The following is a 12,269-nucleotide window of genomic DNA, read 5'->3' as shown; positions in this document are numbered from 1 at the left end:
GCGTGCTTATCCGAGTAGAATGCGATCGGCTTGCCGTAGCGCTGCAAATAGGCGCGCGTCGCGGCAAAATAATCAAAGGTCGATTCCGTCTCTGCAAAGCGCAAGTGCATCAAACGACTGGTCGCATCATCGATGAAGACGAGCAGGGTGCATTGTGGGCCGCGATCCTCGAACCACCAGTGTTCAGAACCGTCGATCTGAATCAACTCGCCCACACAGTCGCGACGATGCCGTGGCTGGTAGACCCGTTTGAGCCGTTGCCGGCGATCCTGCCAGAGCCCGTCGGCCAGCATCCAGCGCCGCACCGTCTCAACCCCCAAATGCAGCCCGTGCCGCTCCGAAAGCTTCTCTGCCGCTAACGTCGGGCCGAAGTCGCCGTAATTGGCCTTGATCAGCGCCATCGCCTCGGTGCGGACAACCGCCGGATACGCCCGATTGCTCGGCTTGCCGCGCTTCTTGGAAATCAGAGCTACAGGGCCGCCAGCGCGATATGCCTTGAGCAATCGGAACACTTGGCGTCTCGTCACGCCCATCAGCTGCGCCGCTTCGCTCGGTCGTATCCGCTCGGCCAGCAAGTCCTTCAGCACGTGAACCCGGTCGATCTCCGCTCGGCTCATCGACAGCACCGTCATCACACCAAAACTCCCAAGCCATCATGGCCGGGACAGTGACATCTGTAATGAGGACAGGTGTGACCTTTCTAACGGTGGTCTACACGAAAGATTCGCATAACCTTCATTATGGAATATCCGAAATCAAAACTTGCGTCGAAATTTCAGCTGCCGAAAGGCCCAGCTGATTGCCGAACGTCCGGTTGCGAGCCGTTGTTCGGCTAGACTAGATCGATTCGATGTGCGGCCTTAGCAAGTCAACCGTCTCGATCAGTCCAGCAGCCTCCATCACGAGCAATAGCTCGGCTGGCGTCATTTCCGGCTTTTTGAAGCGTTCGCGCATACGCCGAATGGCTGCAACGGCGCGAGCTTCGTCGAGGGCGATAGTATCGGCAATGAAAGCGTCGGCGGATTTCGCCTCCATATTCAGGTCGGAAAGAACTGCCGCCGGAAAATCTTTAATGTTTTCCGTTACTATTATTGCGGCTTGCGTCTTGGTCGCCGCAGCAACCACGTGGTGATCGTCGGGATCAGGCAGACCCGCCGCAACCGGCAAGAAGTTATCAAAATCCGTAACCATGGCGTCGTCAAAGGCAGCTTCCATGCTGGCGCGCGCCCGTTCTGCGCGAGCCGTCGCATCCTCGAAGCCCTTGCCGCTCAGAATTTCTTCAATAGCTGCTTCGGTCTCATCCAGGACACGGGCCGACCAGCGGAGGCGGAAAAATTCCGCCTCCGCCAAGGAGAGCAGCAAGTTTCTTTTGAGCGCGCTCGCAAGCGAGCACGCATCGACGAATGCGGTGAAACGATTCGCAAACAAGCTTACAGATGCTCCGCGTCCAGCTCGGCGAGCTTCCCAAGCGCGTTGCCTCGCTTCTCATCACGCGTGCGCTTATAGGCGAATAGGTCCTCCGCCCTAATTCTGCGATGACGGCCCACCGTCACGTGCTGAATTTCATTCTTCTCGAGCAACGAGACCAGAAACGGACGTGAGACATTTAGGATGTCGGCAGCTTGCTGCGTGGTCAACATCTCATGCACAGGCACGAGCGTCACCGCGTCGCCGCGACCGATATGTCGAAGCAATTCCATTAAGAGACTCGACAGGGCCGGCGACAAGGTTATCTCAGCAGCCTTCTGAGCATCATCGAGCACGCGTAGCTTGGCGTCTCCCGTCGCATGCGACGCGAGTATCTGACGAAGCTGGTTGGCTGCCGCCTTCTCGCTCGCGGAAGGCAGGCGAGTACCTCCTAGCTCTTCGGCGTAGGCTGGCATTGTCATCAGTTCTTCCCCTTGTACCGCTTTGCATATACGCTCTATTCGAAATAAACGCAACAAGTGAAACAAACGAAACGACCCAAAGTTCCAGGTGGCGGGTCGCCCTCCCCCTAAGCTCAGGTCGGTCCAGAGGGAATTTCGGGGCTCGCGCGGCTCATGAATTTGGCGCGGAATCCCAGGAGAACTGCGCGCAGCGCCTGGCCAGCAGGGCGCAGGCGATTCTCGCGAAACCTTAGCTTGCGGCTAGGATATATTCCAAGATCCAGTTTATGCGATTTGTATTTGCCGAATGGCGCATCGCTAGACGTCGTCATTCCCTCGCCCCTCATTCGGACGGACGGAAAATAAAGAATCATGCATCCGGTTAAGCATGGACCTCACGACGCGATCACGGTTCGATAAGCTGAGCTCCTCTGGTACCAAGGGTCGGAACAACTTCTCAATGGAGCTTGTCATCGATGAAATCTCCTATGAAAACCTGTATCGAAAGGCCGAGGTCGAGGCCAATCTCCCGGATGACGTCAAGACCCACTTCCGTGGCGAAGCCGGAGAGGCATCGCAGTCGCAAAGCACGACGATCCTGCTCTTTGCCGCCGCCCTGCTCGCGATCTACATCGTACTGGGTGTGCTCTATGAAAGCGTCGTTCACCCCATCACTGTTCTCTCGGTCCTCCCATCGGCGACCTTTGGCGCCTTCCTCGCGCTCTTGTTGACCAAGCTCGAGCTGAACCTGATGTCATCCATCGCTTGCATCCTGCTCATCGGCATCGTGATGAAGAATGCGATCATGATGATCGATTTTGCGATCGCCGCAGAACGCAAAGATGACCTCTCCCCAACACAAGCCATCCGCGAGGCTGCGAGCGCCCGTTTCAGGCCTATTCTCATGACCAGCATCGTTGCGATTCTGAGCGCGTGCCCGCTGGCCCTGAACACGGGTGCGGGTCACGAACTGAGGCAGCCGGTCGGCATTGCGCTGGTCGGCGGCCTGCTGCTGTCGCAGATTTTGACGCTGTACACGACGCCCGCGATGTACCTGCTGCTCGGCCGCCTGGTCCCGAAGTCCGCCAGAGCTGGTTTGCGCTAAAGTGGACGGCGAAGAACCTACACCTCACCGATGAACAGCGCGAAGGCTCCCGCGAACTCATGGGCGACAGCGGCATGTCGCAATTCGTCCCCGATGCTGTCGACGAGAAGCTGGCGCACGATAAGCCTAAGCCGAAGACGGCTATTGCGAACCCCCGCTGCGGAAATCTCGAATGCCGTTCCCGATATCAGCCATCAGGCCGCTCACCCGATTGCGGCCGAACGGCAGCGTGACCAGACCGGCAACGATGATCCGGTGCCAAAATCTCGTCGCACCCATGGTGTGCTTTCCTGTTCACTAGCTTCGACAGCCCCTCGTATTGCTCGGCTTGGGGAACGTCAGCGCTTGCGCGCTGCTGACGTCCTTCGTGCCGTGGACTTCGCGGCCTTCTTAGTGGCCTTTGCCATTGCCGGCTTGCGCTTCGTGGCCGTGGCGGCCACGGTCTCTCCTCTGTTAGCGCGGGCAAATCACCTGCCATCCCGAGAGAACCATGTCGATCGAAACTGATCAAGCTCGCGAAGTGATGCTCCTCACCGAATTGGACCGGTGCAAGGCCCAGCTAGTAGCCGTCCAAGCAGAATTGAATGAATTGCTAATCGCAAAGAGCGTTGATGCCGTTGCAGCCAGGGATGCCGCAAAGCGAATGGCGGCGGCAGTTATTCGTTTCGAGGCCGTCACTCGAGCATTACTGTCCGGACAACGCACGACTTTACAGTAACCAGCTCCGGAGTCCGATAACCGCCCTTTGCATCGACCCCAACACGCCTTGGACGCGAGCGGCATTGGACCCGACGCCGGGCGTCAGGACCGACACCGGCCCAGCCAGTACCTGCAGGCACAACGTCTATGACTCGAAAGGGCCCGGACGAGGCTCCGTCCGCCTTCCGCGAAAGAACGTCGCCTGGAACGATTGAGTACCTCGCCAGCCTCATGCCGCAGCTCGAAATCGTTCACCCGTTCCACTAGCCGTCGCTCAAGCCGAGGCCAACAATCGACCCATGGCATCGATGGCGAGCTCATATCCGTTTGCGCCAAAGCCAATTAGGATCCCGCTCACGGTGCGCGAGATCAGCGAGTTGTGGTAGGTGCTCTCGCGCGCATGAACGTTCGAGATATGCAGCTCAATCTTGGGACCGTCGAACATCTTCAGCGCATCGAGCAGCGCGATCGAGGTGAAGGTGTAGCCGGCCGGATTAACGATGATACCTGCGGCCTCTTGGCGCGCCTGATGCACGCTCTCAACCAGTTCGCCCTCGAAATTGGTCTGGCGGAAGTCGATCTCGTAGCCAAGCGGCTTGGCGCGGGCGATGCAAAGCTCGCGAATTTCGGCGAGCGTGGTTCGCCCGTAGATCTCGGGTTCGCGCTGGCCAAGGAGGTTGAGGTTAGGTCCGTTCAGAAGGAAGATTGTCTTCATGTTTTTCCTTATTCAAACGACATCTAATTGACGAGAAGCTGGCCGAGAAAGGCCTGCGTCCGCTTGTGTGTGGGCGCGAAAAAGAACTGTTCGGGAGATGCCTCTTCGACGATTTCACCATCAGCCATGAAGACCACTCGGTCGGCCACCGCCCGTGCGAAGCCCATCTCGTGAGTGACGCAGACCATGGTCATGCCGCCAGCGGCAAGGCTGATCATGGTGTCGAGCACCTCCTTGACCATTTCCGGGTCCAGCGCCGAAGTCGGCTCGTCGAACAGCATGATCTTTGGATTCATGCACAGCGCGCGGGCGATCGCTACGCGCTGCTGCTGGCCGCCGGACAACTGAGCTGGGTACTTCTCCGCGTGATCGCCGATCTTGACGCGACCGAGTACGCGTCTCGCTGTTGCCCGCGCTTCGTCCCGGGATACGCCCCGGACCCTCAACGGCGCAAGCATACAGTTTTCAAGCACGGTCATGTGCGGAAAGAGATTGAACTGCTGGAACACCATGCCGATTTCCATCCGCACCGCGTCGATGTTCTTACCTCCTGCAGTCAGATCGATACCATCGACGACGATCGTGCCGCTCTGCACGGACTCCAACTGGTTGATGCAACGCACAAGGGTCGACTTTCCGGAACCGGACGGTCCGCACAGCACGATGCGCTCGCCGTTACCGACTGTGAAATTGATGTTCTTCAGCGCGTGAAATCCGCCAAAGTACTTGTTGACGCCATTCATCAGGATGGCGGTTTGGGAATCGACGGTAGCCGGCATGGAGCGTCTCGCTTATTGCACGGTAAAGGGAACGCCCTCGATCTTGGTCGGGAATTCGGGCAGCGGCTGGTCGATCCACTTCTTGTTGACGGCAGCCAATTCACCGCTGGCCCGGATTTCGTCGATAAGGGTGTTTAGCCAGACGTTCAGATCCTTCTGGCCGGGTTTGGTCGCAATACCCATCCACTGCTCGTTGAAGACCAACTTCTGCTCGAACTCATTGTTGGGGAATATCTTGTTGAGGTTCATCATGTAGGTGGTGTTTGCTCCGATGGCCTGCACCTGCCCAGTAATTAGGGCCTGGATGACGGCGGAGTCATCGTCGAAGCGGCGAATGTCGGCGGACTTGGGCAGTCCCTTGGTAATGGCAATATCCTGCGCCCCGCCGCGCACGACACCGATGCGAAGTGCGGCTGCGTCTTCGAGCCTCTCGATCATCTGGCCCTTCTTGGCAAGCAGGATGATTTTCATGCCGGCATAAGGCTCGGTGAACTGCACCACTTTGGCGCGCTCTGGATACATGCCCATGGTCGCAAGCAGCATATCGACCTTACCGGTCATGACTTGCGCGATACGCGCGGCGACGGTCATGCCGACGAACTCCGCCTTAACGCCCATCTTCTTGGCGAGCAGCTCGCCGACGTCCACGTCATAGCCCGCAGGCTTGCCCGACCCATCGAGGAAGCCCCACGGGGGCAACTCCGACAATACACCGATCCTGACTATGCCGCGCTGCTTGATTTCCGCGATCGTCTGAGCGCCTGCCCGCTGTGAAGACAGGGCTCCCAATCCGAGCGGCGCGATGAGCGCTAGCCCACAAACAATCACGCGACGATGAAAACATTTCGATATCACAATTCCTCCTTGGTTCATTTGGGCTTATTGGCTTATCACTGGCGAGAGGCGGCGTTCCATCGCTCGTCCGAGTCGCGATAGCGGCCAGCAGATGATGAAATAGATCAGGCCGACAATCGCGTAAATCAACAGCGGCCGGTATGTGATGTTGGACAGCAGCGTTCCGGTCCGGGACAGCTCGGTGAAACCGATGATCGCGGCTAGGGACGTGCCCTTGATAAGCTGAACTAAGAAGCCGATGGTCGGCGGCAGCGAAATCTTAAGGGCTTGCGGCAGGATGATATAGCGCATCCGGAAACAGTAATGGATGCCGAGGGCCTTTGCGGCTTCGGTCTGGCCGCGCGGAATCGATTCGATCGATCCGCGCCAGATCTCGCCAAGGACGGCGCTCGCGTGAAATGTGAATGCAATCGATACCGCGATCCAAGGGCTCATCGATATGTTGAGCAGGCCGATGCCGTAGTAGACGATGAACAATTGCAATAACAGCGGAGTGCCGCGAAATATCTCTATAAAGGCGGCGGCGAACCGCTCCAGCGCCATCAAACCGCACGTCCGACATAACGCCACGGCGAGTCCACCGAGCCCTCCAAACAGGAAGCCGACTGTCGACAAGGCCAGCGTCCACAGGGTGCCGACCAGCAGCAGATGAAACTGTGCGGGCCCAAGTGAGGTGATCATGGCTGGACTCGCATGCGTACCTCTTACCGCGCAGGATATGAAAAACTGATGCGCCGGATTAGCGCGAACAACTTTGAGAGCCCAAAGGACATCACCAGGTAGAGCCCGGCGATCGTGAAGTAGATCTCGAAGCTGCGGAAGGTCACAGCCTCGAGCTCCGCCCCGACGTGTGTCAACTCGGCGGCTGTGATGGACGAGGCGATACTCGATGTCAGCATCAGAAAGATGAACTGGCTGGTCATCGCCGGATACACGGTGCGCAGGGCCGGCTTGAGAACGACATAGCGGAAGATCTGCGTCGGCCTGAGACCGAGCGCGAGCCCCGCCTCGATCTGGCCGCGCGACACCGCCTCTACGCCAGCACGCAGGATCTCGATCGTATAGGCGGCGCCGTTCAGGCCGAGCGCGATGATCGCCGCGACATTTGGATCGAGCCGCACGCCGATGCTGGGCAGTCCGAAATAGAGAAAGAATATCTGCACGAGAAACGGCGTGTTGCGCACGATCTCGACGAATGTTCCGATGAGCCAGGTGCTGATGGTCTCCCGCAGCTGCAGCACGAGCATGGCTGCGACGGCGATCGCGAGCGTGACCGGCATCGCGAGCAGCGACAGTTGCAGCGTCAGCAGGCAGCCCTTCAGAAGTTCGCGCCAATGCGCGACGACAGCCGTGAAATCGAAGGCGTATGCCACGCGTCCTCCGGTAATACGCCTGGGTCCCCCTGGCGCGTGCTATTGATTCTTAAAACAACTCACAGGATATCGCCGGCGTGCTCGCGGAAACGCCAGCCTTCTGGTTCGTCTAATCGCAATTGTGTATGGAGTGCTCCAACTCTCGATTTCGCGGGGCGCATCCTTCCTCGCTTCGAAAGTTGTGAGAAACGGTAAGATGCCGGTGTCGCGGATGCTCGCTGTTGGCGCGCAGTAGTGTCAGTCCGCGATCGCCCCCGCCGATCATGGGACTATCCGGCAGGCTGCCGAGTTGCGGTCTGTTCAACACTCGATCCTGAGCCGATTCATTCGTCGGTTTGAGCACAGGATCGGCGTCACCGTATTCGATGCGCAAAGGCGCGTTTGCGATCCTGCAGACTGTTTCGATTAGCAGACGTACCGCTCTTGCTTCCCAAGCGATTTGATCGATCGGTCCTTCCCAGTACTCCGATACAACAGAGGCCAAATGGCGGGCTTTAACCCCCAATCCTGCTACCGTGTGTGCCGGGGTCTCCATGATCGCCCGTTCGATAGGATCGAGGCAGGCTAGTAGTGCTTCATCCTCTGTCGTGGAGTAGCCGTCGGAAAGCTGATTGCCAACTTCGCGTTGGAGTTCTGCTGCTATGGCGACGAATCGCCTCTCAAGCACCAAAAGAGCTGCGTCTGACGACGTGTCACAGGTCGGGCAAAGGCTCCCAAGACGCTTGGCCATTAAATTGAACTCCAGTACACGAAAAACGTCTGCGATAAACGATTAACGTTTAAATTCGCGGATGTCAACGCTTTTCGTGCCTGTTAGACGCAAAACGTGTCTCATGAAATGGCGGATGGATGACTCCCGATCAATCTCGGGCAGCGCGTGGACTGCTCGACTGGTCTCAAGCCGAATTGGCTGCTCGGTCCAATTTGAGCGAGAGCACTATTCGTGACTTCGAAAAAGGCCGCAGGGTCCCTTCAATAAATAACTTAGCCGCAGTCAGACGTGCTTTAGAGGAAGCAGGGGTTGAATTTATCGACGGCAACCACCCCGGAGTTCGACTGACGCGCTAACGACAGATTCGGCGACTGGCTGAACTATCCGCTCAAGAGAGCAGAGCCATGACTAGGAGCTGACTGACGGGCGTCACACCATGTGATCCCTGAGGCGCGGCCGTTGTCCAGGAACGCAACGATCGCCCGATGGCAGCGAGCGCGCTATCGCCAGGGCGAACAGGCCGCGCGAAGGGAGCAATCTCAATCAATCTTCGTAAGGCACTGCGCCGACGTTCTAGAAATCTGGGCCGGCAATTCCGGCGCTCGCGCCGTCGACGGCGACCTTGGCCGTGATGATCGCATCGATGCCGACGCCGAAGATCAGCATGCTGCTGCTGGGCGCTGCCGGTGCTGGTCTAGTTGCCATGCACCCCAAGAAGTTAGCTTCCCTTCAGAAAGCGTTCGCAATCCTTGGCTCGCTTGCCCAAAGCCGTTGCCAATCGCTCGATGATGGCGTTCTGCAATCCGTCCTTTTGCGCGCGCGCGCGAATGTCCGCCACGAGGTCGGGGATCTGCCCGGCCATGGAAATCAGGGTAGCAATGAGCACTCCGCATCTGCCCGCGTTTCGCGCGCGAACTTCTGCCATTGGCGCAAGCCAATTTGGTCGAGTTTGTATTCGCCTCACCAACTCGCGAAGAAGTGGCCGAAGGGAGTGGAGACCCCGGTATGTTGCCACGTCCGTGACCCTCCCCTCGGTCCTTGCCAATCTTGGTGATCCCGGCGGCGCGCCATCTGAAGCGAGATCTATCTGCATCAAATTGATGCTCGCTTTCAGCCCGGTACCGCGGATCGCCTCGATCAGGTCGATAGCGTCTTCCAGAGCGCATAGTTCACTGCAAGGGGGACCAGAGAAACGCCGTGTGGAATATTGCTGACGAAGCGATTCAGCTTTTCCACGACGCTGGCGGGTAAACGCTAGAGCGTCCCAGCGCCGGGCGCCCGTCAAGATCACGTCGAGCCGAGAGACCTTCGAAACAGACGTATTGCAGTCATACGCCTATTCACTGCCTCGTCACACGGCGCAAGGCGGCCCCCGCCGGAGGGTTACCGTCTTTCAGCTCAAGCGAGCGATACACCTCGATCACGACGTAAAAGATAAAAAGCGGATTCGTCTGCATCTCGGAACTATGTCTGTGCTTCCGCAATCAGCTCCTTCAGCAATTCGCCTTCCGGCGGCTTGTGCGATCGTCGCACTCTGTCATGCATTGTCGGATTCCTGCTGGGGTATTCCGGTCGGCCGGCGATTTGCGAGGACGCTGTTGTTTCTGAGGCAGCGGAAGCATGGCTCTCCCGGCAGCTATCGAAAGCGGGTCCGAAGATGTGATTTCGGCGCGGCGTCACGATGCACGCTGATTTCAGTTTGAGAGGTCCGACGAGTTTCAGGCGAGTTCGTTAGGATTGGAAGCGGATCCTAGCTCAGACGTTCACCTGACGACGAAGCCGTAAGCGTAGGGATCGCGATCGTCGATGAAGATCGTATTGAAGCCGGTCATGCGAGCCCAGCCGGAAACCGAGGGTACGATCGCGCCCCGGTGGCCCACCCTGGCGGCGGCCTCGATCCGTCCCCTGAACAGCGAGCCGATGATCGATTCATGTACGAATTCATCGCCGACCTGTAGCCGGCCTTTGGCGGCAAGCTGCGCCATGCGCGCTGAGGTGCCGGTACCACATGGTGAGCGGTCGATCGCCTTCTCGCCGTAAAAGACGGCGTTCCGCCCATGCGCCTCCAGTTTCGTCGGCCTTCCCGTCCACTGAATATGGCTGAGACCGTTGATCTCGGGATGCTCGGGATGGACGAACTCATACTTTTCGTTGAGCGCTGCACGCAGACGCGACGACCACCCCACCAGCTCATCGGCGGTATGGTCGGCCATGTCGCGGAAAGATTTCTGCGGTTCGACGATGGCGTAGAAATTACCGCCATAGGCGACGTCGACCACGATTTCGCCAAGACCATTGACCTCAGCCGTCAGCCCCTCCGCGTAGAGAAAACCCGGTACGTTGGTGAGACGCACCTCCTCCACGAAGCGGCCTTCCTGTCGGTAGGTGATATCGACCTTGCCGGCCGGTACGTCGATCGACAGCTTTCCAGGTTCGCGCGGCGTGATCAGGCCATTCTCGATGCCCATGGTGATGGTTCCGATGGTGCCGTGGCCGCACATCGGCAGGCAGCCGGATGTTTCGATGAACAGCACTGCCACATCGCAATCGGGACGTGTCGGTGGATAGAGGATCGAGCCCGACATCATGTCGTGGCCGCGCGGCTCGAACATCAGGCCGGTGCGGATCCAATCATAGTTGTGCTGGAAGTGGGCGCGCCTTTCAAGCATGTTCGCGCCCTCCAGATGCGGCCCCCCGCCACAAACGAGACGCACTGGATTGCCGCAGGTATGCCCATCGATGCAGGAAAATGTGTGGGTGGCCATGGTCAGAGTCTCCGAAGCAAGAAAGGAGAGAGGTCGCTGGCGGCAGTCGCCCTGCCAGGCGGTTGAGCCGGGCGCTGTCGGCTGAGTACGTCAGGTCGAGTAGAGTCCAGTCCATGAGACCCGGACGAACAGCCCCCAGCCAACGTTACGCCACCACAATTCGCTTAGCGGCCCTAAAGCATTTGTACAACCGCTCCCCGCTGCCACGCACGTTGAGATGATATCGCACAGCGAGCGGATCGACGGGATCAGATGCAAGCACGGTGGGGTCGCTTTAGCTACGGGACGTCTCAGCCGGCGCGCGCACTCAACGCAATCGAGAGCGCTGGCACCCGATAAGACGATTGATCAAAGCGCGCCCAAGAAAATATACGGCAAGGATCATCGAACGAAGGTAGATTGAAGCCGGCCCTCTACCGCGCGATCTTGGCGCACTCGCGAGAAAGTGATCGACGACGCATCGCCCAAAATGTAATGCTGAGATTAAGCAACCAGTAGAGCTGATCAGGCAGCACGGCGTCACCCACATGTGCGGCGCGCCGATCGTCTACAACACGCTGATCAATGCACCCGACGCGCCCCTTGGCACAACAATGCGTTTTATGGCAGAGCCACGCGGAGTGGGCCGACCAATAAAATGGGGATAGCTGCCGGCGCCGCGTTGAACGTAGTGCATGAACGATTGCGGCCTCTGTGCCGACAGGAGAGTCAGACTATTCCCGGTGATCGAGCAGCCCGTCCAAAATTCGTCAAATCACTGCAGAAGGGAACATTCGCCGCTGGGCGCGTGGCCCATTTCCGGCTAAACAGCAGCCATCTCAATGCCCGGCTGACGACCGCGACGGAGATCCGCAATGTCGACGGCATCATTGTCAGGGTCCCGCACAAATTCTCCTACGAGTTTTGTCCGAGCGTGACCGACGGCGCCCGCCTGCTCCGCTCGGTCAACATGATGCGTCGGCGCCGCGAAGGCGGCTGGCATGGCGATCACGTCAACGGGCTGGGCTTCGTCGTCGCGATGCGCGCCAACGGCTATGATCCGGCCGGCAAGCGCGCCCTACTGGTCGGCGCCGGCGGAGCCGGGTCGGCGATCGCCAGGGTGAGCGTAGGCACGCTTGCCATCTACGACAATGACGTGCCCTGGCGCGATCAGCAGATCAACAAACTGAAGACCCTCGGCAAGGCGAGGTCGACCGGCGCTCCGCCAATCAGTCCGACTTCGATCTCGTCGCCAACGCGGCACCGCTCGGCATAAAGACCGGCGATCCGCTGCCGCTCGACGTGTCAAAGCTCGACGAGCGTATGTTCGTCGGCTGCCCCATCACGAGCCTTGTGCTCTCGAGGCTCGTTGAAGCGGCGCGCCGCCTCGGCTGCAAGACGTCGACGGGCAGCCAGATG

At 58.8% G+C, this 12,269-nt stretch carries 16 protein-coding genes; 4 read left to right on the top strand and 12 right to left on the bottom strand.

All coding sequences use genetic code 11. The annotated features are described in order from the left end of the window. From BM222_RS30095 to BM222_RS30085, 3 genes are all read right to left on the bottom strand, one after another. Nucleotides 1–632 (bottom strand): ISNCY family transposase (locus tag BM222_RS30095; protein ID WP_143106091.1); only part of this gene is annotated, 632 nt, incomplete at its 3' end. A 205-nt stretch (nucleotides 633–837) separates the two neighbouring features. After that, the gene (locus BM222_RS30090; protein ID WP_092236328.1) at nucleotides 838–1,428 is read right to left on the bottom strand and encodes a PIN domain-containing protein; all 591 of its coding nucleotides are present in this window, start codon (nucleotides 1,426–1,428) and stop codon (nucleotides 838–840) included. A gap of 2 nt (nucleotides 1,429–1,430) precedes the next feature. Then, nucleotides 1,431–1,889, bottom strand: coding sequence for a helix-turn-helix domain-containing protein (locus BM222_RS30085; RefSeq protein ID WP_092236325.1), 459 nt, complete (start codon nucleotides 1,887–1,889; stop codon nucleotides 1,431–1,433). Between the two features lie 439 nt (nucleotides 1,890–2,328). Between BM222_RS30085 and BM222_RS30080 the strand changes: the two genes are divergently transcribed. After that, nucleotides 2,329–2,973, top strand: a complete 645-nt coding sequence (locus BM222_RS30080; protein ID WP_283810272.1) for an efflux RND transporter permease subunit — start codon at nucleotides 2,329–2,331, stop codon at nucleotides 2,971–2,973. 141 nt (nucleotides 2,974–3,114) lie between these two features. On the opposite strand, the gene BM222_RS40405 is transcribed toward BM222_RS30080, so the two are convergent. Further along, nucleotides 3,115–3,252 carry a twin-arginine translocase TatA/TatE family subunit gene (locus tag BM222_RS40405; RefSeq protein ID WP_143106090.1) on the bottom strand — a complete coding sequence of 46 codons (138 nt, stop codon included), beginning with the start codon at nucleotides 3,250–3,252 and terminating at the stop codon, nucleotides 3,115–3,117. A 211-nt stretch (nucleotides 3,253–3,463) separates the two neighbouring features. Here BM222_RS40405 and BM222_RS30075 point away from each other — a divergent pair, with 211 nt between their 5' ends. After that, nucleotides 3,464–3,691 carry a hypothetical protein gene (locus BM222_RS30075; protein WP_092236319.1) on the top strand — a complete coding sequence of 76 codons (228 nt, stop codon included), beginning with the start codon at nucleotides 3,464–3,466 and terminating at the stop codon, nucleotides 3,689–3,691. A gap of 255 nt (nucleotides 3,692–3,946) precedes the next feature. Here the strand turns inward: BM222_RS30075 and BM222_RS30070 are convergent, their stop codons facing one another. The 6 genes from BM222_RS30070 to BM222_RS43465 form a co-directional block, all read right to left on the bottom strand. Further along, nucleotides 3,947–4,387: a type II 3-dehydroquinate dehydratase gene (locus tag BM222_RS30070; protein ID WP_092236316.1), complete on the bottom strand. Its 441-nt coding sequence runs from the start codon at nucleotides 4,385–4,387 to the stop codon at nucleotides 3,947–3,949. A 23-nt stretch (nucleotides 4,388–4,410) separates the two neighbouring features. Next, nucleotides 4,411–5,166: an amino acid ABC transporter ATP-binding protein gene (locus tag BM222_RS30065; protein ID WP_092236313.1), complete on the bottom strand. Its 756-nt coding sequence runs from the start codon at nucleotides 5,164–5,166 to the stop codon at nucleotides 4,411–4,413. A 12-nt stretch (nucleotides 5,167–5,178) separates the two neighbouring features. Then, nucleotides 5,179–6,039: a transporter substrate-binding domain-containing protein gene (locus BM222_RS30060; protein WP_092236310.1), complete on the bottom strand. Its 861-nt coding sequence runs from the start codon at nucleotides 6,037–6,039 to the stop codon at nucleotides 5,179–5,181. A gap of 6 nt (nucleotides 6,040–6,045) precedes the next feature. Next, nucleotides 6,046–6,699 (bottom strand): amino acid ABC transporter permease, encoded by a 654-nt coding sequence (locus BM222_RS30055; protein WP_092236344.1) that lies wholly within the window; start codon nucleotides 6,697–6,699, stop codon nucleotides 6,046–6,048. A gap of 26 nt (nucleotides 6,700–6,725) precedes the next feature. Continuing rightward, nucleotides 6,726–7,394 carry an amino acid ABC transporter permease gene (locus BM222_RS30050; protein WP_092236307.1) on the bottom strand — a complete coding sequence of 223 codons (669 nt, stop codon included), beginning with the start codon at nucleotides 7,392–7,394 and terminating at the stop codon, nucleotides 6,726–6,728. Nucleotides 7,395–7,503: 109 nt separating this feature from the next. Then, nucleotides 7,504–8,124: a hypothetical protein gene (locus BM222_RS43465; RefSeq protein ID WP_502690953.1), complete on the bottom strand. Its 621-nt coding sequence runs from the start codon at nucleotides 8,122–8,124 to the stop codon at nucleotides 7,504–7,506. A 119-nt stretch (nucleotides 8,125–8,243) separates the two neighbouring features. Here BM222_RS43465 and BM222_RS30040 point away from each other — a divergent pair, with 119 nt between their 5' ends. Next, nucleotides 8,244–8,462 carry a helix-turn-helix domain-containing protein gene (locus BM222_RS30040; protein ID WP_092236304.1) on the top strand — a complete coding sequence of 73 codons (219 nt, stop codon included), beginning with the start codon at nucleotides 8,244–8,246 and terminating at the stop codon, nucleotides 8,460–8,462. Nucleotides 8,463–8,824: 362 nt separating this feature from the next. On the opposite strand, the gene BM222_RS30035 is transcribed toward BM222_RS30040, so the two are convergent. After that, nucleotides 8,825–9,031, bottom strand: coding sequence for a hypothetical protein (locus BM222_RS30035; RefSeq protein ID WP_177243559.1), 207 nt, complete (start codon nucleotides 9,029–9,031; stop codon nucleotides 8,825–8,827). 838 nt (nucleotides 9,032–9,869) lie between these two features. Beyond that, nucleotides 9,870–10,871, bottom strand: a complete 1,002-nt coding sequence (locus tag BM222_RS30030) for a 4-hydroxyproline epimerase (RefSeq protein WP_092236301.1) — start codon at nucleotides 10,869–10,871, stop codon at nucleotides 9,870–9,872. A gap of 787 nt (nucleotides 10,872–11,658) precedes the next feature. On the opposite strand from BM222_RS30030, the gene BM222_RS30025 reads away from it, so the two are divergent. Continuing rightward, complete coding sequence (locus BM222_RS30025; protein WP_177243558.1) at nucleotides 11,659–12,126, top strand: hypothetical protein; 468 nt, start codon at nucleotides 11,659–11,661, stop codon at nucleotides 12,124–12,126. Nucleotides 12,127–12,269: the final 143 nt, after the last annotated feature.

The organism is Bradyrhizobium sp. Gha (assembly GCF_900113735.1).
Lineage (GTDB): Bacteria > Pseudomonadota > Alphaproteobacteria > Rhizobiales > Xanthobacteraceae > Bradyrhizobium.
This window is presented reverse-complemented; position numbering and strand designations above follow the sequence as displayed.

What these genes read in the sequence shown, in the direction of transcription:
- BM222_RS30085 (WP_092236325.1), bottom strand. Translation starts at nt 1,889, where the DNA reads ATGACAATGCCAGCCTACGCCGAAGAGCTAGGAGGTACTCGCCTGCCT.
- BM222_RS30080 (WP_283810272.1), top strand. Translation starts at nt 2,329, where the DNA reads ATGGAGCTTGTCATCGATGAAATCTCCTATGAAAACCTGTATCGAAAG.
- BM222_RS40405 (WP_143106090.1), bottom strand. Translation starts at nt 3,252, where the DNA reads ATGGGTGCGACGAGATTTTGGCACCGGATCATCGTTGCCGGTCTGGTC.
- BM222_RS30075 (WP_092236319.1), top strand. Translation starts at nt 3,464, where the DNA reads ATGTCGATCGAAACTGATCAAGCTCGCGAAGTGATGCTCCTCACCGAA.
- BM222_RS30070 (WP_092236316.1), bottom strand. Translation starts at nt 4,387, where the DNA reads ATGAAGACAATCTTCCTTCTGAACGGACCTAACCTCAACCTCCTTGGC.
- BM222_RS30065 (WP_092236313.1), bottom strand. Translation starts at nt 5,166, where the DNA reads ATGCCGGCTACCGTCGATTCCCAAACCGCCATCCTGATGAATGGCGTC.
- BM222_RS30060 (WP_092236310.1), bottom strand. Translation starts at nt 6,039, where the DNA reads ATGAACCAAGGAGGAATTGTGATATCGAAATGTTTTCATCGTCGCGTG.
- BM222_RS43465 (WP_502690953.1), bottom strand. Translation starts at nt 8,124, where the DNA reads ATGGCCAAGCGTCTTGGGAGCCTTTGCCCGACCTGTGACACGTCGTCA.
- BM222_RS30040 (WP_092236304.1), top strand. Translation starts at nt 8,244, where the DNA reads ATGACTCCCGATCAATCTCGGGCAGCGCGTGGACTGCTCGACTGGTCT.
- BM222_RS30035 (WP_177243559.1), bottom strand. Translation starts at nt 9,031, where the DNA reads ATGGCAGAAGTTCGCGCGCGAAACGCGGGCAGATGCGGAGTGCTCATT.
- BM222_RS30030 (WP_092236301.1), bottom strand. Translation starts at nt 10,871, where the DNA reads ATGGCCACCCACACATTTTCCTGCATCGATGGGCATACCTGCGGCAAT.